This window comes from Parapedobacter sp., assembly GCF_035556095.1.
Lineage (GTDB): Bacteria > Bacteroidota > Bacteroidia > Sphingobacteriales > Sphingobacteriaceae > Parapedobacter.
In genome coordinates, this window is the sequence record NZ_DATMFT010000032.1 from 1 (window position 1) to 23,153 (window position 23,153).

Annotated in this window: 11 protein-coding genes; 3 read left to right on the forward strand and 8 right to left on the reverse strand. The window is 52.3% G+C overall.

The features are described 5' to 3' along the window. The 6 genes from VNQ80_RS19485 to VNQ80_RS19510 form a co-directional block, all read right to left on the reverse strand. The coding region (locus tag VNQ80_RS19485) for a YDG domain-containing protein (protein WP_325641844.1) at window positions 1–3,006 on the reverse strand (3,006 nt) is incomplete at its 3' end. Between the two features lie 19 nt (window positions 3,007–3,025). Next, a complete protein-coding gene (locus VNQ80_RS19490; RefSeq protein ID WP_325641846.1) occupies window positions 3,026–4,204 on the reverse strand; it encodes a tail fiber domain-containing protein in 1,179 nt (392 codons plus the stop codon). Then, entirely contained in the window at window positions 4,201–5,373 is a 1,173-nt protein-coding gene (locus tag VNQ80_RS19495) for a tail fiber domain-containing protein (protein ID WP_325641848.1), read from the reverse strand. The genes VNQ80_RS19490 and VNQ80_RS19495 overlap by 4 nt, the downstream gene beginning before the upstream one ends. A gap of 263 nt (window positions 5,374–5,636) precedes the next feature. Continuing rightward, complete coding sequence (locus tag VNQ80_RS19500; RefSeq protein WP_325641850.1) at window positions 5,637–7,337, reverse strand: tetratricopeptide repeat protein; 1,701 nt, start codon at window positions 7,335–7,337, stop codon at window positions 5,637–5,639. A 73-nt stretch (window positions 7,338–7,410) separates the two neighbouring features. After that, window positions 7,411–8,304 carry a PorP/SprF family type IX secretion system membrane protein gene (locus tag VNQ80_RS19505; protein ID WP_325641852.1) on the reverse strand — a complete coding sequence of 298 codons (894 nt, stop codon included), beginning with the start codon at window positions 8,302–8,304 and terminating at the stop codon, window positions 7,411–7,413. A gap of 36 nt (window positions 8,305–8,340) precedes the next feature. Continuing rightward, window positions 8,341–16,368: a BspA family leucine-rich repeat surface protein gene (locus VNQ80_RS19510; RefSeq protein ID WP_325641854.1), complete on the reverse strand. Its 8,028-nt coding sequence runs from the start codon at window positions 16,366–16,368 to the stop codon at window positions 8,341–8,343. A 424-nt stretch (window positions 16,369–16,792) separates the two neighbouring features. Between VNQ80_RS19510 and VNQ80_RS19515 the strand changes: the two genes are divergently transcribed. Together VNQ80_RS19515 and VNQ80_RS19520 are read left to right on the forward strand one after the other, a co-directional pair. Next, window positions 16,793–17,440 carry a DUF6266 family protein gene (locus VNQ80_RS19515; RefSeq protein ID WP_325641855.1) on the forward strand — a complete coding sequence of 216 codons (648 nt, stop codon included), beginning with the start codon at window positions 16,793–16,795 and terminating at the stop codon, window positions 17,438–17,440. Between the two features lie 10 nt (window positions 17,441–17,450). Next, a complete protein-coding gene (locus VNQ80_RS19520; RefSeq protein WP_325641856.1) occupies window positions 17,451–18,005 on the forward strand; it encodes a DUF6266 family protein in 555 nt (184 codons plus the stop codon). 18 nt (window positions 18,006–18,023) lie between these two features. On the opposite strand, the gene VNQ80_RS19525 is transcribed toward VNQ80_RS19520, so the two are convergent. Beyond that, entirely contained in the window at window positions 18,024–18,644 is a 621-nt protein-coding gene (locus VNQ80_RS19525; RefSeq protein WP_325641858.1) for a response regulator transcription factor, read from the reverse strand. Window positions 18,645–18,711: 67 nt separating this feature from the next. Next, window positions 18,712–21,654, reverse strand: a complete 2,943-nt coding sequence (locus VNQ80_RS19530; RefSeq protein WP_325641860.1) for a sensor histidine kinase — start codon at window positions 21,652–21,654, stop codon at window positions 18,712–18,714. Window positions 21,655–22,079: 425 nt separating this feature from the next. Here VNQ80_RS19530 and nuoH point away from each other — a divergent pair, with 425 nt between their 5' ends. Further along, window positions 22,080–23,153, forward strand: coding sequence for an NADH-quinone oxidoreductase subunit NuoH (gene nuoH / locus VNQ80_RS19535; RefSeq protein WP_325641862.1), 1,074 nt, complete (start codon window positions 22,080–22,082; stop codon window positions 23,151–23,153).

Consider the following 23,153-nt stretch of genomic DNA (forward strand, 5'->3'; position numbering starts at 1 on the left):
CGTACCGCTCACCGTCACCGTTTCGCCGCTCAGTACACCACTAAGCTCGTAATTGTCAGCAGCAAGTGTAGCCTCTTCCAAACCGTCGTACACTTTCGTAATCGGCGGATCAGCGGACAACGAGACCGTCAGTTCCCTGGCCGTGATATCGCCGGTGGTCGTCGCTGATACCGTTGAAAGCGTATAGTTGGCGTGATCAGCACCATCCAGCACGAAGCCGGTCACCGTGACCGTTATACCGGTGCCAACGTTCTTATGATCATAAACAGCTGTACCACTCACTGTCACCACCTCACCGGATACGATGCTGCTGAGTTCGTAGTTGTCTGCCACAAGCGTAGCCGCATCCGAGCCGTCATACACTTTCGTGATCAGTGGATCGGCAGACAACACGACCGTCAGCTCCCTGGCCGTGATGTCACCGGTAGTAGTCGCTGATACCGTGGAAAGCACATAGTTGGCATGGTCAGCACCGTCCAGCACGAAGCCAGTCACCGTGATTTCCTTACCTGTACCAATATTTTTGTCGTCGTAAACAGCCGTACCGCTCACTGTTACCGTTTCGCCGCTCAGTACACCGCTAAGCTCGTAATTGTCAGCAGCAAGCGTAGCCTCATCCGAGCCATCATACACTTTTGTAATCAGCGGATCAGCAGCAAGCGATACCGTCAGTGCTTTTTTATTTACGACAAGGGGTACAGAAACAGCTGCCGGGTCATATTCGGCATTCCCCTCCACCCCGATTGTCAATTCGACTTCACCGACCCCATGGATCTGGATCGATCCATCCACGATTTCCGCGATATCAGCTGCATCCGAAGGCAAGCTGAATGTAACCGCACCTCCCGAACTGCTTGTCAACCCAGGCTGGAAATCCGCATCACCGTAGCTCACCGCCAGTGTATCGTCCTGGAAACGCAAATCGATAATATCGATAATCTGCTGTTTGAAGGGACGCTCATACGCCCCGATATCAATGCGTCCATCAAAAATCCGGGTTCCTCCGGGAAGATCGCTGCTCCCCGCCTGGATACGGTAACCGATGTCATTGGTCTGTGGATCACCCCGATTGATCACAGGGCTGCCGGCCTGAAGGCTGAAATCCCCATCGGCAATAGGAGCGTCCAATGGATCTACCGCGGCTACAAACAGCGGGTCGGCATCGATATTGTTGCCGCCGTCTATCAAATCACCGCCCAGGGTCCAGTTATCACTGCCGCCGCTATTCGCAATCAGGCTGTATGCCGCATCGAAGGTGCCACCTCCTGCATCCACGTAAACCGATGCCGAGGCGCTTCCCGTATTTGTGGTGGCGCTGTTATTCCAGACCATGCTGTTGGTCAGTGTCGTCTCCGAATTGCTTGTTTGGTAAATCCCCCCACCTTCGCCGGTGTTCGCCGCATTTCCCGTAACGGTCGTATTGACAAGCGACATCACTGTATTCCATGTGTATATCGCCCCGCCAAATTCAGCCGCCTGATTGCCACTGATCGAGGTATTCAACAAATGGACGGTCGATTTTTCCTGGTACATTCCGCCACCAGATCTTTCCGTGGCCGTATTACCAGAGATCACCACATTTTCGAACGTCAAATCCGACCCATCACTGTACACCCCCCCACCCCGGTTTGCCGTGTTTCCACTGATGGTCACATCTGTCAAAACCGCATTTACCTGGTAGTTATATATTCCGCCACCTCGATAACTTGCCCCCGCTTGGTTGCCCGTGATGGTCAGATTTGTCATCACCGGATTTGCATCTGTATTAAATATTCCGCCACCATTCCTGGTTGCCGTATTGCCACGGATAATCAGGTTACGCAGGGTCGGACTGACATCGCGGTTTTCTATCCCGCCACCATAATAATTACCAGTCCCCCCGGTAATCGTAAACCCGTCCAATTGGGCCGCTATCGTCACCCCGTTGTACAGATTACGGATTACGCTCGCCCCGTTGCCTTTTAATACGGTTTCATTTCCCTCCCAGTCGCGTTCATCCACGCCGGGCGTGCCAGTGGAAGGGAAGCCCCCATAGATCATCACCCCGTCCTTCATCGAAAATGATTCACCGGTGCCGCGTTGGTACTCACCCGCTGCGACCCAGACTCCATCACCGCTGCCGGATTCGTTGATCATGGCCTGCAAATCACCGGCAGCATCTGCCCAGCTGTAGCCATTGCCTGTAGCGCCCTGTTTTACATAGCGGATGCCCTGCTCATGAACCGCCCCCTGCCGATTGCTTTCCACGGTCGGGCCTGCGACGATACCGTCGTGCGCCGTTACCTCGAAACTGATGAATTTACCGATATCCGCCGCGACAAGCGTATACGATTTTCCTGTTGCCCCCGGGATGGCTGTTTTACCTGCATCTCCACTTGGCACATCATAGCGATACCACACCACCGTACTGTGGTCTTCGTCGTCCGGGTTTGCATCAATAAAGGCATAGGAAGCCGTCAGCGTGTTGCCCACCTGGAGCGGAGCATCCAATACCAATGCTACATCCGATACTTCGGGGGGCGTAATGCCAAATGCTGTCGCGGTGAGCAACTGAAAGGTTACTGGATCGTCAAATTCGGACCCTACATATTTGTCCTTGGTATTGACGTCCGCTTCAATCACCAGCCTAAGCGGGCCGTCATCCGATTCCCCATAAATCAGTTTCAGATCACTTGCTACCGCTCCGTCCAATGCACTCGGCTTGTAGTGCAAACGCACAACTCCCGCAAACGTAATCGGCGCACTGAACGTATATACCTGACTGATGGATGGTAATCCGCTGAACATTACTGGCGTCGCCGACCGTTGAATTTCCGTCTCCGATAAATTCATGGTAGCAGCAGGCTTAAATTCCAACCCATTTACTGAGAACAGCATTTCCTTCTTGATCCAGAGGCCATCGCTGCCGATGGTAAGCTGGGCGAATGCGGGCTTAACGCAAAAAAGACTGCTGCTTAACACAAGTATGGCTACAAAAAAACGGGATATGGAGCGGGCAATTTTCATAGAGGAATCAGGTTGTTGATTACGGTTCAGGCGTTTCTTCCATTCTGGCCATCCACGCTTCCAGCAACGCCAAGCGTTCCTTTGCGGCCTGCAGCTGACTCTTTAGATCTTCATTTTCCGCCTTCAGCTCGGCTGTCCGTTTTTCCAGTGCCTGGATGGCCGCCATATTCACCCCATCGATATCCACGGTATTGATGGTCGTGTCGTTAGTTAGGCCATCAAGCCGGAATGCTGCGTGGAAATCCTGTGCCATGGGGCCAATGTGCTGTTGCGTGTTCGGTTGGCTTTTGTAATTCCATCGGGAAACGGGGATAGCTGTCACTTTTCGGAGAATGGATTCGGTATCAATCGGCTCAAAGTTTTCTTTTCGGTTGCGATCGCTTAAGCTGCTCCAAGCACCGGCACCGGGAGCCAATGCCACACCTGCCGAAAGGTTTTGGTTGGTATAGAGCTGATACCCCCCAATAAACCGCATGGTTATCTGGTTGTTTGCCGTTGCGTATACGTAGTCCTCGCCCGAAAAACTGCCATCTGCCAAGACGATCGAACCTTGCCGGTTATCGGTATGTGCACCCCGGCCTATTGCGACCGAAAAATTCCCGGAAGCAAAACTTTGTGTACCAATGGCTACTCCAAAGCTTCCCCGCGCCCTCGACTCGGCGCCGATTGCAATCGAAGCAAGCCCTTCTGCAAGCGAAGACTTCCCCAGTGCCAATGCATCGTCGTTCGTCGCTTGCGCGTTTACCCCGATGGCGACCGCACCTACCCCCGATGCTGTTCCATTAGCTGCGAACGAGCGGTCCGCGCTGGCGGTGCTGTTCAGCCCCAATGCCACCGACTCCTTACCTGTGGCTGTAACGCCAGAGCCCGCAGCGAAGGAAGACGCCCCTTGCGCCCGGGCATTCTTGCCTGCGGCAAACGAATAGTTGCCGATATTGGCCGCATCCCAATAGTTGGCACCGGTGGCATCAAGATAACCCACCCGGAAGGCAGCTTTCTCGGCGTACCACATCATCCGGCGCCCCTCGCCTGATACCGGAACGGTAGTCGATGGTGTGGCCGCCCCCTCCGCACTGAACACCACACTGCTGTCTACCACATGCAGGCCTGCCTGGGGCGCATTCGTCCCGATACCGACCTGCGCTGCTGCTTGTAACGTAATTGCGCATAAAAATGCGAGTAATAGCTGTTTCATCATTGTTTATTTTTTGCCATCCATGCTTCCAGTACCGCCAAGCGGCGGTCCATTTCCGCCAATTCATCCGTCAGGTTATCTACTCCCAATCGTAGCGCAATTGTTCGCCTTTCGAGTGCTTGAATAGTGACCATGTTTATCCCATCGATGTCTACGGTGTTGATGGTCGTATCGTTGGCAATCCCATCAAGCTGAAACGCAGCATGGAAATCCTGTGCCATGGGGCCAATGTGTTGCTGGGTAGTGGGTTGGCTTTTGTAATTCCAGCGGAAGATGGGAATAGCGGCTACTTTTTGTAGTACCGACTCGGCTTCGGTGGCACCGATTGCTTGAAAGTTTTCCTTTTTCCGGCGGTCGCTGATGACATTCCAGGCACCTCCACCGGCGGATAGTTCCACTCCGGAAGAAAGTTCGGAACTAGTAAGCAACCTAATCCCGGCTGCACCCCGTGTTGACAGTTGATTATCGGCCGTAGCGTATACGCTATCGCTCGAAAACCCGGCGGAACCATCGCCCAATACCATCGACCCGTATTTTCCGGCTGTCCGCGCATTTTTGCCGATAGCCACCGAGTAATGTCCTGAGGCGCCGTTTTGCAGGCCTATGGTCACAGCAAAACTGCCATTTGTAATTGAAGGGCCGATGGCTATAGACGCGGCTCCCCCCACAAGCGAAGATGGCCCCCATGCCATGGCATCGCTGCCCGTGGCTTGTGCGCCTGAGCCGATGGCAACCGTACCAACCGCCGAGGCCGTCCCGTTAAAGCCAAACGCCCTATCGGCAGTAGCCGCGCCGTTATTTCCCAACGCCACAGCCCCGTTGCCGGAAGCGGTGGTAGCCAGGTTCATCGCGACGGAATAATCACCGGAGGCCCGGGTATTCTCACCAGCGCTGAACGAATAGTTACCAATATTGACTACATCCCAATAAGTAGCCCCATACGAGTTAACCATGCCTACCCGGAAGGCGGCCTGCTCGGGGTACCACATCAGCCGCCTGTTTGCCTTGGATAGGGGGAGACGATCCGATGCCGTGACATCGCCCGCCGCACTGAATACCACACGACGATCAACCACGTGCAGGCCCGCTTTGGGGTCATCGGTTCCAATACCGACCTGCGCTACCGATTGATACCCCACTGCGCAGAAAAGCACGAGTAGCATTTCTTTCATAACTATTTTATTTAGTCCATTGTAGTTGTCCTTTTTACGTCCTGAATATCCCGTTCGATACGATCCAACTCACATTGATAATATATATACACGAGTACGACCGATACCAGTACCAGCACGATGAGGGCAAGCCATAGGGTTGGATAAACGGATTTGGTACGCACAGGTAGCATAACGCAACAAACATAACGGGATTGCCCAAAAAACAGGAAATTCAGGCGTTACAACTGGCGTTACAATCGGATTAAAGCTGGGAAATGGGGTCAGAGACCTACCAAATGATCGGTAAAAATCTCTTTTGGCTGATGGGCTGCGGAGAGGCCGATTTTTTTGCGCAGGCGGTGCCACGTGACGCGTAGCGACGCCGGCGAGATACCCAGCGCATTGGCAATTTCAGGATTCGACAATTCCAGCCGCAGCAACAACAGGTAGCGAACCTCCGCGGTGGTAAGGTTGGGATGCCGCGCCACGAGCCTGTCCATGATGCCGGGATACACTTTTTGGAACAGCTTTCTGAAATCCTGCCAATCGCTATCGGTGAGGATGGTGCTATTTCTGAGTTGCTGAAGGATGCCATCGTTGTGCTCAAACTCCGTGGAGTCCGCTATGGACTGGATAAGGCGGGAATTGTTTGAGATTTTACGGGTATACCCTTCTAGCAGCAGCCGTGAATTCTCCAATTCCCCACGGGTACGTTCAAGCTCCAGTTCCTGAAGCCGATGCCGGGTACGGCTTTGGCCTACCATTGAACGGTATATGGCAAGGACCGCTATTAATGCAACCAACAGCCCACCGATGATGGTATTACGAACTAAGCGCTGCCGCGCGGCGTTTGCCTGCAACTGCCGTAATGCCGCCCGCTGTTGGCCGAAGTTAATCTCCTGATTGGCACGCATCAGTTTCAACGCATTGAACTTTTCGGAAAAACGTTTGTTGGCAGCCAACGCCGAGTCGAGGTAAACTGCAGCTTTTCCATGCTGCCCGGCGGTGGTATGCCATTTGCTCATCACCGGATATAATAGCCGGAGCCGATCGGTTTGCCGCGACCGCTGGATGTAATCGTATGCTTTATCGATATGCACCCTGGCTTCGGCAAGGCGACCACGCTGCGTGAGGATGTCAGCCAGGAGAATAGCTGAACCGGCAGCCAACCCCATATCGTTGTACTTTTCTGCAATCAGGATATCCTTTTCACACAACGGGATGGCGGCGTCATAATCGCCGCGCAGGTAATAATTGTAACCGAGATTGCCCGATGCGATGCCCACCCATTGTTCGGATATACCAGCTTCTTGCTTAATAAGCCGCTGAAAACAAGTGTCTGACTGATCCAGCTGGCCCAGTTCGCGATAGGTCAGTCCCATGGTGTTGACCGCATGCCGCCACCGATTGCGATAGAAATCCCGGATGGGTAGATTGACCACCTTTTCGAAATATGGAAGGGCCTTTTCGTAGTCACCGAAGCGGTAATGTGCTCTTCCGATCTCTTCCAGGTAGTTGGCCTTGTCCGGAAAATCCGTCACATCGATTTCCTCCATCATTCGGTCCAGACGAAGGTACCACCGGAACCCCTGTTCATACTGCTCCGCTGCCCAATAATGCTGGCCTATCCGCCACGCCGCCCGGCAGGCAATATGGAAGACGCCCGCCTTTTCCGCCTCTTCCAGCGTATGCAGCAACCTATCCGGTTTGCCCGAACCTACGTTGAGCTCGAAATCAGCTTCCAGTAGATCGGCTTCCAGACGCAGTTCGTGATTGTCCAGCCGGTCGTCCAGCCTCCGCATACCGGCAAGCGTATCGGCCAGTTGCGCTGCGGGCATCCGTTCGTCGACGACCTGCCGATACAGGCGATCGATCACATCCAGTTGCTGGCTATACGGTTTGCCCACCAACTCCCGGTATTGTGCATGGATGATTGTGTGGCAGGCGAGTAAAAAGAAAAGAGAGACGGTTATCGATCTCATTACGACGCAAAAGTAGCAATTGTTTTTTAATCTGCTACTGCATTTCAGCACCGACCCGCCGTCGAACCGATATTTATAATAGCCCCATATCACGCCCAAACCGATAGCTCAGCCCGATTTCATGCGTGGTATTGTTGATGCGCCGGTTCAGCGGTTGGTTACCCGGGTTGAACTGGTAGCTGTAGCCCAAACCGAAACCCCCGAAGTTGAACTGGGCCATACCGGCCAACTCCCCGTAGCTCCGCACGTTTACCCCTATCCCAAAGACTTCCTTCACGAAGAACATCGCCGAGACCTCCGCCTGCGGCCGCAGGCTCTCCGAGTAGGTAACCAGTAAAGACGGCCGGAACTGGAAATCCGTTCCCAAAGGGAACAATGCCCCAGCCGTCAGGTGATAGCTATTGGTGAATTGGTACCGGCTGTCGCCCGTCAGACCCAGGTTGCCGAGCATCAGCCGCGGCAACGACAGCCCTACATAGTATCGATCGGGGCGGTAAAGCATCACCCCGAAACCCACCAGCGCATCCGTCTCGCGGATGTCTTCACGGAACGCCGGATCCATCGGATCCAGTTGCGAAAACCGGCCATCAAGATAGCTAAAGCCCGCATTCATCGACAAACCCAGGTATTCGCTTTCCGAAATACGCACCGACTTGGCAAAAAAAGCACTTGCCTCGGTGAGCTTCTCCACGGCAAGGCTTTCGTGCCGGATGTTCAGCCCCGCCGTTGCACGGATTCCGCCGAACCCCAGGTGACCGCTCCCCCAGAAAACCGTGGGGGCGCCCTCGATGCCCACCCACTGCCGCCGCCCGATTACGCTCACCTCCCCGCCCAGGTGCATCAGGCTTGCCGCCGGGTTGACCACCGTGCGCAGCTGCCCGTGCTGCGTGTGCGTGAGCGGCTGCTGGGCCTGTAAGCCGATGCTTGCCAGTAGCCCCGCCAATGTTATGAATAGATTACGCTTCATTTGTCTCGATGTCTCTTTATCTAATGTCTCCTTATCTCAATACCTCAACACAAAATACCCTTTCTTGTGCTTCCAAGTATTTCCGTCTTTCACTTCCACGATGTAGAAATACGTACCCGCCGGCAGCAGCTGCTGTCCGGTACTGATACCACGGAAGGCCACCCTGTTGTTATCGTAGCCGCTGGCTTCCCACAACAGCGTACCGTTACGGTTGAAGATGGTCACCATATTTTCCGGATAGTCAGTCACCGCCTCGATCATCAGGAACTCATTGATACCGTCGCCATTGGGCGATATCACCGGATGCACACGTACCGGCAGGTCGGATGTGGGGTCAATTACCCGGATGGTCAACGCCACCGGCTCGGCGGCTTCGTGGTTAGCGTCACCAGCTTGCGTTGCTGAAATGGTGACCCGTCCTAACCGGAGAATATTCAACGTCGTACCTTCCAGCGTAGCCACCTCGGCATTGTCGGCCGTCAGCACCACCGGCAACCCGCTCGTGCTCGATGCCGTCAGGCCAATGCTTCCCGCATCGCGGCTCACCTCTGTGGGACCGTCCAGCGTGATGGTCTGGCTGGCTTTGCGCACGGTCAGTATTCGGCTCGCCTGCGGCCGGTTGGCATAATTCGCATGCTCCGGCACCGTTGCCTTAATAATGGTCTCACCCGCGCCAGTGATGGTAATCTTGCCGCCGGCCGTTACTTCCGCCACGTCCGGGTCGCTGCTCGTGTAACTAATCGCTTCCCCGCTGCTCGCCGTTGCAACTGCGTCAAAAGCCGCATCGCCATAGGTTTTCTCCGGCAACGCCTCGAAGTGCAATGTACGTTCTGCCGCGAGGATTGTCAGCGTGGCTTCCAGCACCTTATTTTGATAGTTCCCACCGCCGTCAACGATGGCTTTGACCGTTTGGCTACCCACATTCGTCCGACCATTGTTCTCGTAGGCCACCGAGGCTCCCGCTGGCAGGTTGCCAGCAAGGGAAAGCCTGTGTTCGGTGCCATCGTAGGTAGATGAAGTACTGTTTAGCGCAATGCCGGTAATCTCTGCCGGTGTAATCGTCAAGGTAGCCATCAACTCGGTGTTTTCATAGTTTTCGCCACCATCGATGGTCGCTATCACTTCATACGTGCCCGCATCTGTGGCACCATTGCTAGCTTTGCCATCGATCGTGTAGGTCACTGCTCCCGCAGGTAGTGCGCCCGAGAGTTCAAGTACATGCTCCGTACCATCGTACTCGAATGAACCATCACTGAACGTAATGCCTTCATATGCGGCAGGCGTAATCGTCAGCGTTCCTTCTTCGAAGGAGATTTCATAGTTGTCGCCGAGCGACAGGCCTCCCTGCGTAATCGCGTAGCTACCCACATCATCTCCTTCTGCACGGTCAAGACCACCGGCAAAGGCATCATCGCCAATCAACTCCGGCATAAAGGTATACGTCAGTGCCGGGTCATCCACACCGAATACCTTCGTCTTGTCATCTGCAACAACCGTTATTTCCTTCGGCGTAACGATCAACGTAGCTGTCAATTCGGCGTCTTCGTAATTATCCCCTCCGTCGATGGTGGCGGTGACTTCATACGTACCTGCGTCCGTGGCACCATTGCCCGGCTCACCATCAATCGAATAACTCACTGTTACCCCTTCCGGCAATTCACCGGTCAGTCCAAGTACGTGTTCCGTACCGTCGTATTCGAATGAGCCATCATTGAACGCGATACCTTCATACACCGCAGGCGTGATCGTCAGCGTTCCTTCCTCAAAGGTGATTTCATAGTTGTCGCCGAGCGACAGGTCGCCCTGCGTAATTGCATAGCTACCTACGTCTTCTCCTTCTGCACGGTCAAGACCACCGGCAAAGGTATCATCGCCAATCAACTCCGGCATAAAGGTATACGTCAGTGCCGGGTCATCCGTACCGAACACCTTCGTCTTGTCATCTGCAACAACCGTTATTTCCAATGGGGTAACGATCAACGTAGCTGTCAATTCGGCGTCTTCGTAATTGTTGCCACCGTCTATAAATGCTTTCACTTCGTAGGTACCCACATCCGTGGCACCATTGCCCGGCTCACTATCAATCGAATAACTCACCGTTACTTCTTCCGGCAACTCACCGTTTAGTTCTAACACATGTTCCGTACCGTCGTATTCGAATGAGCCATCATTGAACGTGATACCTTCATATGCGGCAGGCATAATCGTAAGCGTTCCTTCTTCGAAGGTGATTTCATAGTTATCGCTGAGCGACAGGTCGCCCTGCGTAATTGCGTAGCTACCTACGTCGTCTCCTTCTGCGCGGTCAAGACCACCAGCAAAGGCATCATCGCCAATCAACTCCGGCATAAAAGTATATGTCAGTGCCGGATCATCCGTGCCGAATACCTTCGTCTTGTCGTCCGCCACAACCGTTGTTTCCAATGGTGTGATGGTTAAAGCGCCGGCTTCAAAGACAAGCACATAATTATCATCCAGCGAAAGGTTACCCCGCGTAATCACGTAGTTGCCCACGTTATCTCCCTCCTCACGTTCAAGCCCGCCCGTAAATTCGTCATCAGCGATGAGCTCCGGCGCATACATATACGTCAGTGCAGGGTCATCCATACCAAATACCTTGGTTTTATTTTCCACGGTAACTGTAATTTCCAATGGCATAATCACAAACGCATCGTTATCGGCTTCAAAGGAGATGGCATAATTCACCGCCTGTTCTCCGTCAACAGCCAATTCAATATCATACGCACCCACGCCTTCGCCTTCCTGGCGTGTAGTAGCCGAAACGATATCCGTCAGTGCATCGTCAAACGCCAGCATATCGCCGTCAGCCAGCCCATAGGCATACGTGTCAGGATCATCCGCTCCGTATACCTTTCCTTGATCTGCAGTCGGAATGATCGTGATGGCCTTTTGTGCCACGGTAACGGCAAGTGACAGAGATACCGCTTCATAATTGTCCGTTTCCTCCTGTTCAATAGTCAAGGTTGCATTGCCGGCCAAGTGGGCAGCAACAGCGTCGAGGTCGCTCAGGTCGACAATTGCGTCATCGCCTATGCCCAGCGTATAAGTAACTACACCATCCGGATCGGTTGTACTAAACGTCAGTCCCCCGACATCACCGTAGGTTAGCGATAGTCCTTCGACTGCATCTACCGCTTCGCCGTTCCAGGAAGCCGCCAATATCGGCGTACCTTTCTCGACGGCTACCGTCACTTCTGCCCGAAGGTCCTCCGGGTTCAAGTAACAAGCCTCCGCAGGAATCAACAGCGGTACGGAAAACACATACGTACCTGCTACATCCCCGTCATAGCTGCTACCTGCAGGCGTAAGGAGCGTCCAGTGGTCACGATTGCCATCCAGTGGGATGGACACGTCCGTATCATCGCTTAATCCGGCGGTTACGGCAGTCGGCAATCCGTCGATATCGTCCCAGGCTGTACCGTACGCCACTGTTACCGCCGCCGGTGCGGCTAATTGTTCGATGTATACCCGTTCGCCCTGATATTCATAGGCACCCATATCAATCACGCCACCGCTAGCTTGATTGTACACCCGGGGATTCCCCGCCAGGTCGAGGTCGGCGGCAAGGTTCCCACCTGCATCGGTGTAGGCGGAGTTGTTACCAATACTGATGGCTGGACTGCAAGCATTCAATTGCAGAAAACCCGCTTCTCCGGGCGTGCTACTCACGAATGCCGGATCGGCGTCGATGTTATTGCCTCCGTCCAGGATGCCCATTGCATTATTCCAGTTCGCGCTTCCACCCGAATGAGCGACCAAGCTATTGGCAACGATTACATCGCCCCCCAATGATATGGATATGGATGCGGATGGATCAGCCGGGTCACCTTCTACTTCATTGCCCCATATCACCACATTGTTCAGCCAGGTCGAAGTCTGCTCCACCTGTATGGCAGCCCCATCGAAACTGGGAATAAAGGCTCCAACAATCCAGTTTCCGCTGAACGTAGCATTCGTTATGGATAATGAAGTACCATTCCCACTGCTGTATATCCCCCCACCCGGGCCGGAAGACGTTCCGTCTTCAACCAATCCGGCTCCATTGTGTGCGAATATGGCCTGCTTGATGTCAACAGAACCCCCAAAATTACGTATACCGCCACCACCGCCGGGCGCCATGTTCCGATAAAACGTCACGTTGGATAACGCCGGCGAGCTGATTTCTGTTAAGAGGGAAACCGAATTGTACAGCCCACCTCCCCACTCACCCAAATTATTAAACCACGCCATGTGGGTAAATTGTGGCGACGAGGAGATGATATATGTCCCACCACCAAAAAACCGATAAACTGTCTGCCCCATTACGGACGGGCCCGATGTATTGCCGGTCGCGTAGCCACCGGTTACCGTAAATCCGTCCATGAGGGCACTGCCTACATTTCCCGATGCGATGGTCACGTGATGGGCATTCTCGGTATGATTATCATAATTGGCTGTATTGTCGTTACCGTTGAAATCGCCGCTTAGGATACTGCCCTGTTCCAAGTTATTCATATTCGGAAGAATACGCGGATCTTCCAGTGTTTCAATGCCGGCTGGGGGATCAAACCCACCATATAATTGCACATCGGGCACCAGTACGAAACTGTTATCCCGACCGCCATCGGTGGTATACGCACCGTCTGCAGCGTTGTACAGGGGCTTGTAAACCCCTTTAGCCACAAAAATCTTCAGCGGGTCGGTATCATCCCACCCCGGGCTGCCGCCATCGTGTTGCTCACGCGCCCACTTCAACGCATCGGCCAGTTCGGGAATGGCATTTTCCCAGCTGTCGCCGGAGCCGCTACCATCCGGAACGTTTTGGTCAACATACAGGATATTGCCTGGACCCGGCGTGACGGGCGTACTCGGCAACGTAACACTGCACGTCCCAACCCCGTCATTTCCCTGAAAGTTCCAGTCTAGGTCATTGATCAGGAAATCCCGATAGGGCGCAACATCCGGACTGAAGGTGATTTCATTGGGCCCAAAAATCACACCTTCGTTTGTATTCGGATGCGTGGCCCAGCCGAAAAGGGTATAGCTGAAGTTTTCGCAGCTCATACCGCTCCTGAAAAAGGCAGCAACAGCCCCCCTTAGGCTTTCCAATTTCCAGGTGCCCAACGATTGATTAAAACTGGACGCGTCACGAAACATGTAATCGAAGTGTTCCAACTTACGCACATCCCAGCTGTCCAACGGTTGGTTGAAGCTCGTCGCCCCGTCAAACATAAATCTCATGTCGGTTACATTGCTCACATCCCACTTGTCCAAGGGTTGATTGAAGTTGGTTGCCTGTTCAAACAAGTTACCCATGTTGGTTACGTTGCTTACATCCCAATCATTGAAGTTGGGTATTTCGTCAATTCCACTGTAGCTGAACGCAAAGCTTAAGTCCGTTAAACCGCTCAGGTCAGGGATATCCGTAGCCGTGACAGATAGGTTTGTGCAGCCACCGAATGCGAATTCACCCCAATGTATGGCTCCCCAATTCTTTATTTCCAACAATTTAAGCTTGTCGCCGGAAACAAATGCAGCAAAATAGATACGATTAAAAGGAGAGCTTCCCGTCGGTGCAATCCGTACCTCATACGTTCCCGCCTGCGGAAAGGTGATGGTCGTCCCACCATTTCCACTCCCCGACCCCGTTGATGCCGGGTTGTTGGTATCCACCCAGGTATAGGTGAACTCACCAGAGGCAGGTATCGTGATTTGGTCGTCTCCGCTCGGACCATCATTATCGGTCTTCCAGATGGTGATGAAATGACTGGGGTCGGCGGGGCCGATGCCCCCGCCACCACAATCGGACGCTTCTCCTGCGTCGTCGATACTCCATTGGTGATCGTCGATCAATTGTTGCCGAGCATCGGCACCAGCGCAAAAGGTCAGGCCTTGAGCGCCTAACATAACGTCCGGTTGCACGGCTTGTGTTGCCCAGCCGATCAATGTGGCGTCGTAATACTCGGGGGAAAGCCCCGAACGGTTGAGCATGTTTGTCATGTTCTCCACGGAAGAGACGTCCCAACCGCCAAGATCCTGGTTGAACGAAGCGGCACGCTCGAACATAGTTGTCATGTTAGTCACCTGCGATGTAACCCAAGCACTTAAGTCACTGTTGAACGTAGCGGCGCCCATAAACATCCCCTGCATATTCTCCACCGATGAAACATCCCAGCCGCTCAAGTTGCCGGCAAATGACTCGGCCTCCTCAAACATGTTTGCCATATTGGTTACCCGGGACGGCACCCAACCGCTTAAGTCGCCATTGAACGCCGTGGCACGCATAAACATCCCCTGCATATTCTCCACCGATGAAACATCCCAGCCACTCAGGTTGCCGGTGAAAGACGTAGCGTCTTCAAACATGTTCGCCATGTTGGTTACCCGGGACGGCACCCAAGCACGTATATCCCCGTTGAACGCGGTAGCGCGCATAAACATCCCGTGCATATTTTCCACCGATGACACATCCCAATCGTTCAAGTCGCCATTGAAAGAGGCAGCGTCCTCGAACATATTCGCCATATTTTTCACCGATGAGACATCCCAACCGCTCAGGTCGCCGTTGAATGCGGTAGCGCGAAAAAACATCAAGTTCATATTCTCCACCGACGACACATCCCAGTTACTCAGGTCACTGGAGAAGTACGTGGTGCCCTCAAACGCCCGTTCCATTGATGTCACATGCGTTAAATCAGGGGTATCACTAGCGCGGATTACCAAATTGGCAGCGTCCATAAATGCTCTTTCCATGGATTGCCAAATCATATCACCCCATTGCTCGACGGAAATGAGTTGCTGGCCGGCTTCATATAAAGCCGGAAAACTTCCACTAATGGATACCTCATAAGTGCCCGCAGTGGAATAGGCATGTGTAGCATTGCCTGTCTGTCCGGTCGATGTATTGCCATCCCCCCAGTCCACCGTATAATTATACCCCGTTACACTAGGATTGATTCGAATGGTAATGCTTTCATCGGCAGCAGTCGTCCGCCACGTAGTGATGAATGCTTCGTCAGTTCCGCCGCCGCAATCGGTTGCCGGGTTATCACCGATAATATGCCATCCCTTCATCTCCAATTCCTGCCTGGCCGTTTCGGCTGCGGATCCGGGGCAATATTCCTGGCCCGCCGCATTCAGCGTGATATTGGATGGCACACTAGGCAACGCTGCCCAACCGACGAGCGTAGCGCCATAATTAGCGGAAGAAAGGCCCGTCGCGAGCAACATGTCGCCCATATCCGTTACGTTTGAAATGTCCCAACTGCCCAACGATTGGTCAAAATTAAGGGCAATAAAAAACATGCTGTTCATCGTCGTCACACGGGATACATCCCAACTGCTCAAGTCCTGATTAAAGACCGGCGCTTGATAGAACATAAAAGACATATCCTCCACGTTGCCTACCTCCCATCCGCCGATATCTTGATTAAAGGCACTTGCACCCCAGAACATCCAAGACATGTCCGTTACATTACTGACATTCCATCCGCTGATATTACCGTTGAATGCAGCTGCTCCATTAAACATTTTACTCATGTCGGTTACGCTCGATACATTCCAACCGCCAAAGTCGCCATTGACCAATTCTGCGCCCGAAAACATCTGTGCCATAGATGAAACGCCACTTAAATTGGGTACATCACTTGCGTTCAATACCATGTATCTCGCTCCCGAAAAAGCTCCTTCCATAGACTTCCATTCGATATTGCCCCAATGTTCGATGCTCATCAGTTTATCGCTCACTTCGTTACCGAATTGCCACAGCTGTATCGCTGGAAAGTCTCCGGATATGGATACGGTATAGGTACCCGGCGTGGCATACGTGTGCTCGGCATCCCCGGTTTGGCCAGCAACCGTGCTCCCATCTCCCCAATTCACGTTGTAATTATATCCTGTAACAGTTGGATTCACGGGGATAGTTACACTTTCATTGGCAGTAGTCGTTTGCCAGGTTGTGACAAATTCATTTTGTGCAATTGCCGTCATCGTTAGCAGCATGCAGCACAGAGTACCCCATAATCCGACCAATGGCATGCGTAGATGTGGTAGAAATCTTTCCATAGCGCTACAAATTGACGGAAAATAGAACAACCCTGCCACCCCTCTTTTGGGGGGGGTATATTCCCAAAACGACTAGGTTGCTTCAAGCACACCGGTCTGACCGCAATACATACCATTCAAAACCGGCAACCTCCAAAGGATGTAGCGTAAAGGTTTTAAAATGTTTCCGCCCAATCTCAATATTAAAAGAGATTAGAAAATTATATATTAACTATGTTTATCTTATATTTCATCGTATTTTCACCGTAAATTCATCGTATTTTTATCGTTTTATATACGATAAAAATAGGTTATTTATATATTATATAGATGTTTTTTTAAAAAATGTATCTATGTATTATATCATTTTTATTAAGTATTCTTTGCGCAAACAGTTCGAAAAGTGTATACTTGCATTAACAGGACCAAGTATAAACAACGAAAAATGGGCATCATCCAAAAAGGTATCAACGGGCCGTTCAAGGGCAAAACGGGCAGCGTAGTCGGGAGCAGCTGGAAAAAGGTGAACTACATCAAAGGGTTGCAACGGAAGAAAGGCGTAAAACGCAAGTCCACACCGGAGCAGGCTATCCAACAACAACGTTTCAAGTTACTTAACGATTTTCTCCGGCCGATTTCGCAATTCCTAGAGGTCGGTCTTAAACCCTTCCTGGCCAAAGCAACGGGCGTGAATGCCGCATTCAGCCTTAATTATGATCACGCATTTCTGGTAGACGGCGACCACCTATCACTTAACTATGAAGCCATGCAATTCAGCCACGGATCGCTCTGCACCGCTGGCGCAGAAAAGGCACGGCACGAAAACGGCCTCGTTACGGTTACCTGGCATACCAAAACCTACGGCATGGGCGGTGAAATGGATGACATCGCCAATGTATTGGTGTATTGCCCCGAAACCGACCAGTTTTTTGGGAGTGAGCCGGATGTTACCCGGCAGGATGGCATCGCGGTGGTCGACTTACTCGGCGATAAATGCAGGACAGGGCTACATACCTGGATTTTCTTCGTTGATAACCAGCAAAAGCGGGTTTCCCCCACCGTTTACATTCCCCTATCGACCAACGAATCTTAAAACAGCACCTATGGAAGTCCTTTATGATCGGAATATCCCGAAAAAGACCGCACAGTCTTATGGCAAACTTGCCGTGCAGCAACGGATGCGCCTGGCAATGGCGTTCCTCAATCCTTTGCGCCCCGTCATAGCCGAAAGCTGGTTGAGTCACGGCAGGGGCAGCAAAAGGAAAGCTTTCGGCCAAGCCCTCAAAAAACTGATGCAGGATGCGTTAGAAGGTGATTATCCCGAGCAATACGTGATCCCTGAGCGGGTTGGCGTCAGCACCGGTATCCTACCCGGGCTATTGGCAGGCGATGTGGTGCGTAGCGAGCAAACGCTGGAAGTTTATTTCTCCAGTAAGGAGACCCCGCTTGCCCGTGCCAACGACGAGGTGGTATTGGTGGTATATAGTCCGCAGCAGGGTGTGGCCGCACGCAACACATACGTATGTAAACGCAGCGAAGGGTATATCAAGGTCGACTTGCCGCCGCAATTGTGGTCAGTACCATTCCACGTCTACCTGTTCGTTCACAGCGCAAGCAAAAAGCAATACAGCAAAAGCGTACACATCGGGCAGTTGTAGCCGTGGCGGAAGGAACGGCTATTTATACTTCCGACTAATCAGCGCGTGGCGGCTGTTGACCTGCAATTTTTCGTAGATGTTCTTGATGTGAAATTTCACCGTTTCCAACGAGATGTCAAACCGGATGGCCACCTCTTTGTTGGTCAGCCCCTCTTCGATGGCTTCCACTACCTGGGCCTCGCGCGGGGTCAGCTTTTCATAAAGATCGGTCGTGCCCTTCGGGTTGAAATATTCAACCACCTTCCGTGCGATGCCCGGCGACATCGGTGCACCGCCTTCTTGGAGTGACACAATGGCTTCCTTGATTTTCTGCAACGGGGTTTGCTTCAGCAGATAACCCGATGCTCCATTGCACAGCGCCTGGAATATGCGGTTCGCATCGTCATAAACGGTCAGCATAATCACCTCGCACTTCGGCGCGTGTTTCTTGATTCGCTTCACGCCCTTGATGCCCGACTCACCGGGCAGGCCGATATCGGAAAGAATGATATCCAAAAAGATATCCTCCTTCCATTGCTCGAAAAAAGCTTCCACTGAATGTGCGGACAACAAGCATGAAAAACCGGGTTGCTCCTTGAAAAAATCAACCAGCATGTTCCTGATCTGTTCGTCGTCTTCAATAATGCCTAGGCGTATCATAAGGTAAAGATAGGTAATGTTCATTAAAATACACCCCCCTTTTTGGGTAGTGCGTGGATAATGGACATCAAGGGATAATCAAACTGACGCTAAATATCCCGTCCGCCGCCGTGTACGACAACTCCCCACCCACCCGGGATGCCCGCAACCGCATGCTTTCCAGCCCACGCCCCCCCTGCTGGTCGGTGATGGGTCCGTTTCCACTCGCATACCTGTTCCGGACGGTAAGTTGGATGGTACGACCGAAGTTCAAATCGACGGTGATTTCCGAACCATCGCCATATTTAATGGCGTTGGTTAGCGATTCCTTGAAGATGAGGAACAGGTTTTGCCGCACGAGCTGCGTTACGGACCGCGATGTCTGGTCACCCCTCACGTCAAACCGGTAGGTAATCTCCAACTCTTCACGGAGTTTGAAGAGATAGTCCTTCATGCGGATCACCAGATCCTTTACCGTATCGAACCGCGAATCGATGGACCACACCATATCACTCATGGTCAACAAGGCTTCCTTGCTGGTATCCGCGATTTGCTGCAACTGCTTATCGTCCGCTCGGCCAACATGTTTTGAAGATAACATATCTGCCTGGAAATAGATACGGGTGAGGGAGCTACCCACCTCATCGTGCAGGTCGCTTGCAATCTTGATGCGCATTTTCTTTTCCTTTCGCAGGATGATTTCGCGGTATTGGAAGAAGCCACCGATGGCGCCGGCCACAGCTAACAGAACCAGCGCATTGAACCACCACGTTTCGTAATAATGCGGTAGTTTGGTAATAGTAAACACCCGTTTGTTGCCGGTAGCTACCGTGCTCCGCGTTTCCAACTGAAAGCGGTAATCGCCCGGCGATGGTTCGATAAGCGAGATGAATTGCCCCAATTCAAGCGGCTCCCAATCGCCGGCATTGAGGGAATACTGGATTTCGCCGTCAGCGCGATGGTTCCCCGGTGTCCCCAGGTAAAGGCCGGTCAGGCTTTGATCCGGCTGTAGCACCAGTCCGTTTTCTCCCCGATAAGGCCACGTATAATCCGCCGATTTTTCACTTGTGGCTCCTGTGGCCGTATGGATTTCCGTAACGTAGCTCTCTAGTTGATGCTGGCGTTCAAACCAAGGTTGAGCCACATCCAATACGGTATAGCCCATCAACCCGCCGATATACATCCGTTGCCGCGGTGTATCCAAAAACGACGCACCCGAATTGAATTCCGACTGGGTCAACCCTTCGGCCATGCCGATGCGGCGTACCAGGGTGCCCTTGATCAGGTTCAGCCCGTCTGCCGTGCCGGCAACGAACACACCGTTGGTATATTCCAAACTGTAGACAAGGTTGTTACTGAGACCTTGCTTCCGTGTCAATGCATCCACCATGCGGCCCGCACGATTAAGCGCCACCACCCCTTCCCCTTGCGTCGCCAACCAAATGGTATCGCCAACCATGATCGACTTAAAAACCCCCACATTTCCCGATTGTGGATATCGCTTGGTTACCCGCCCCCCGTTCACCTCATAGAGGCCAAGGTGAGTACTCAACAACAAGCCGCTATCAGGCATCAAGCGGATGTGCCGGATCTGGAAATCCAGCGCGTGGGAATCGTCCGAATCAATTGGATATTTACTAAGTTGGCGGCTCTTCTTATCCAGCAACCAAAGGCCGCTCATGCTGCCAATGAGGTAATCGTTAGCCGTTTCAGCGAGGCTCATCACATAAGTCGGTAGATTAAAGGCATACTGATCGCTCGCGGTTTCGGAAAGCGTATAGGGCAGGTCTGAAATGCGGCCGAGTTTCCGATTGAAAACTTTCAGCATCCCCCCTTCGGTGCCAATCAGAAGCTCGTTTTCATTCATCGGGAGCATCGCATATGCATGCTTCAAGTCCTGGAAAATCCGGGTTTCGCCGTCGGGACCGATAAATCCCGCACCGTTGTAGGTGCCGTAAAACAAGGCGCCATCCGGATAAACATATATCCCACGGGTGCTTTTGTTGGCACCGGGATTCGTAGGGATAAGCTGTGATAGCCCATTCGTTTTTGGATAAACCACGAAAATCCCTTCGTCGGTACCGAGCAGCGCTTCCTTTCCGAAAATCTTTACGTTGGTGGTGTTAAAGCGGTGGGTCGACGGGATGGCCAACCGCTGCAGCAGACCGAGGTCGCCATTAAGCAGGCAGGCCGATTCGTCGTCTGCATAAATGTGCATCCCGTCGCCCACTGCCAATACATACGGTTTATCTTTCGACAACGTAAAGTGGTCTGATGTAAATGGTACGGGCGTGCCGTATCCATCAAATCGATAAATATCCTGTTCGAAAACATCCAGCAACAACGCGTCATCTTGCACAAGAACATTTCTCACCATATGGGTTATACCCGGCAATTGGTGATACTCGGTTTCAGTAGGATCATCCACGTTAATTGATAGCATGCCACCGGCGGTCGTGCCCACCCAATAGTTTCCTTTCCATACCGCGGCACTCCGTGGAGACACCTTGTTGCGGGCCGCGTTACCCAGTTCGTAGAGGTCGTCTATACGTGTAGTCGTATTTCCCGTCAACAGAAGAAGATGCCCGTTCTCATAAGCCACCATAATCATCGAATCAGCAAGTTGCTTGATCCAGACAACCGTGCGGTCTGGAACCGGCGGCAACAGCGTCGAATCCACCGGATGTACTTTCCATGTCTTCAGGTCGAGGTAGCTGAGGTTGGCATTTCCGGCCATCCAAAGCCGATTCCGGTGATCAATCAATATGCGCTGTGGCATATCATCTGTAACCTGTTGGTCCGTGATGGTTTTCAGAATGTCCAATGACCGATAACCATCGTACCGGTAAATCTCGCCATTGGTCAAAAACCAGATAAACCCGAGACTATCCATGGTGACGTCCTTAACCAATATCTCCTGGCGATCGGCGAACAGCTTCAGCTTGGCAATTGTGTATTCCTGCGCGGCAGTAGGTGCCAAATAGCTAACGGTAAAAAAAATCGATAGTAACGTCTTTGCGATATGTGGCATGATGGGGCACGAAACTCAAGTAGCTTGTTCATTCATTGGTAAATCGGCGATAAAAGTAGGAAAAAACAGGCAACTTCTAGTTAATTTTTGGTTAACAATCTAACACGCATCAATAATGGCACGGTATTGCAGTCTTTGCGGCACACTTATAAATAAGTTTGCATGGTATTTAACAGATGACGAAACTGATTTTTTCCCCTTCGATGCCTTCTTCGCAAAGTGCTGCTTTTTAGCTTCAACGCCGGGGTCAATAGGTTTGCGGTAATAACAGCAAGCTTAAGATAGTGGGCTTGATGCAAGATCAGCTCCGACCGGGATGGACTCACAAATAAAATAATCTACTAATTCACTATATATTGTGCTGTTTACTATATATTATCCTGTCAAATCCTTATGTTTGCACGATATTTTTCAGGTAACGAAACGTGGCTTTTTACCTTACATACCTTCTTATCGGTGCCATCCTATTCGGCTTCATTGCCGGCTTTACGTTGTTTGCGGTCTACAGCGAGCGTAAAATAGCGGGATTTGTGCAAGACCGGCTCGGCCCGATGGAAACTGGACGATATGGTAGCCTGCAAACTCTTGCCGATATCTTGAAGCTTATCCAGAAAGAGTACATCACACCCGCCGCTGCTGATAGGGTCCTCTTCGCCGCCGCACCCGTCATTATTTTCATTGCCGTATTCCTCGGCTTCGCTGTGATGCCCTGGGCGCCTGGTATGGCTCCATCCGGTCTCTACCTCGGATTGTTTTTCGTGATTGCCATTATATCTGTCGATGCTATTGGCTTATTGATGGCGGGCTGGGGCTCAAACAATAAATTTTCGCTGCTGGGGTCCATGCGGGCCGTGGCGCAGATTGTCTCCTATGAGATTCCTTCGGGCTTGGCGCTGATTGCCGCCATCATGATTACGCAGACGCTCGATCTCCGCGAAATCGTGATCAATCAAGGTATACAAACTGCCGAGCGCTTGTTGTTTGCCGGAGTATGGGATGTAACACGTATCGGTGGACTGTTCGCCTGGAACGTTTTCCAAGCACCGCACCTGTTGTTGGCATACGTGATTTTTTTCATCGCCTCCCTCGCCGAGTGCAACCGTGCGCCGTTTGACATACCGGAAGCCGAATCGGAACTGGTAGGCGGATTCCATACCGAGTACGGCGGACTCCGTTTCGCCTTTATTTTCCTCGCTGAGTATGCCATGATGTTCCTCGTGGCCATGATCGGTGTAGTGGTGTTCCTCGGTGGATGGAACACGCCGTTGCCCAACGTAGGTGTGGTAAAACTGGCCGACTGGACTACCGGGTTGGCATGGGGTGTTTTTTGGACGCTCTCGAAAACCCTGCTCATCGTGGGTATACAGATGTGGATCCGGTGGACATTGCCCCGGTTGCGCGCCGACCAGCTGATGGCACTCTGCTGGAAAGTGCTTACACCACTGGCATTCCTGTGTATGGCCGTTTCGGGGATATGGCGGGTTTGGGTGATGGTTTAG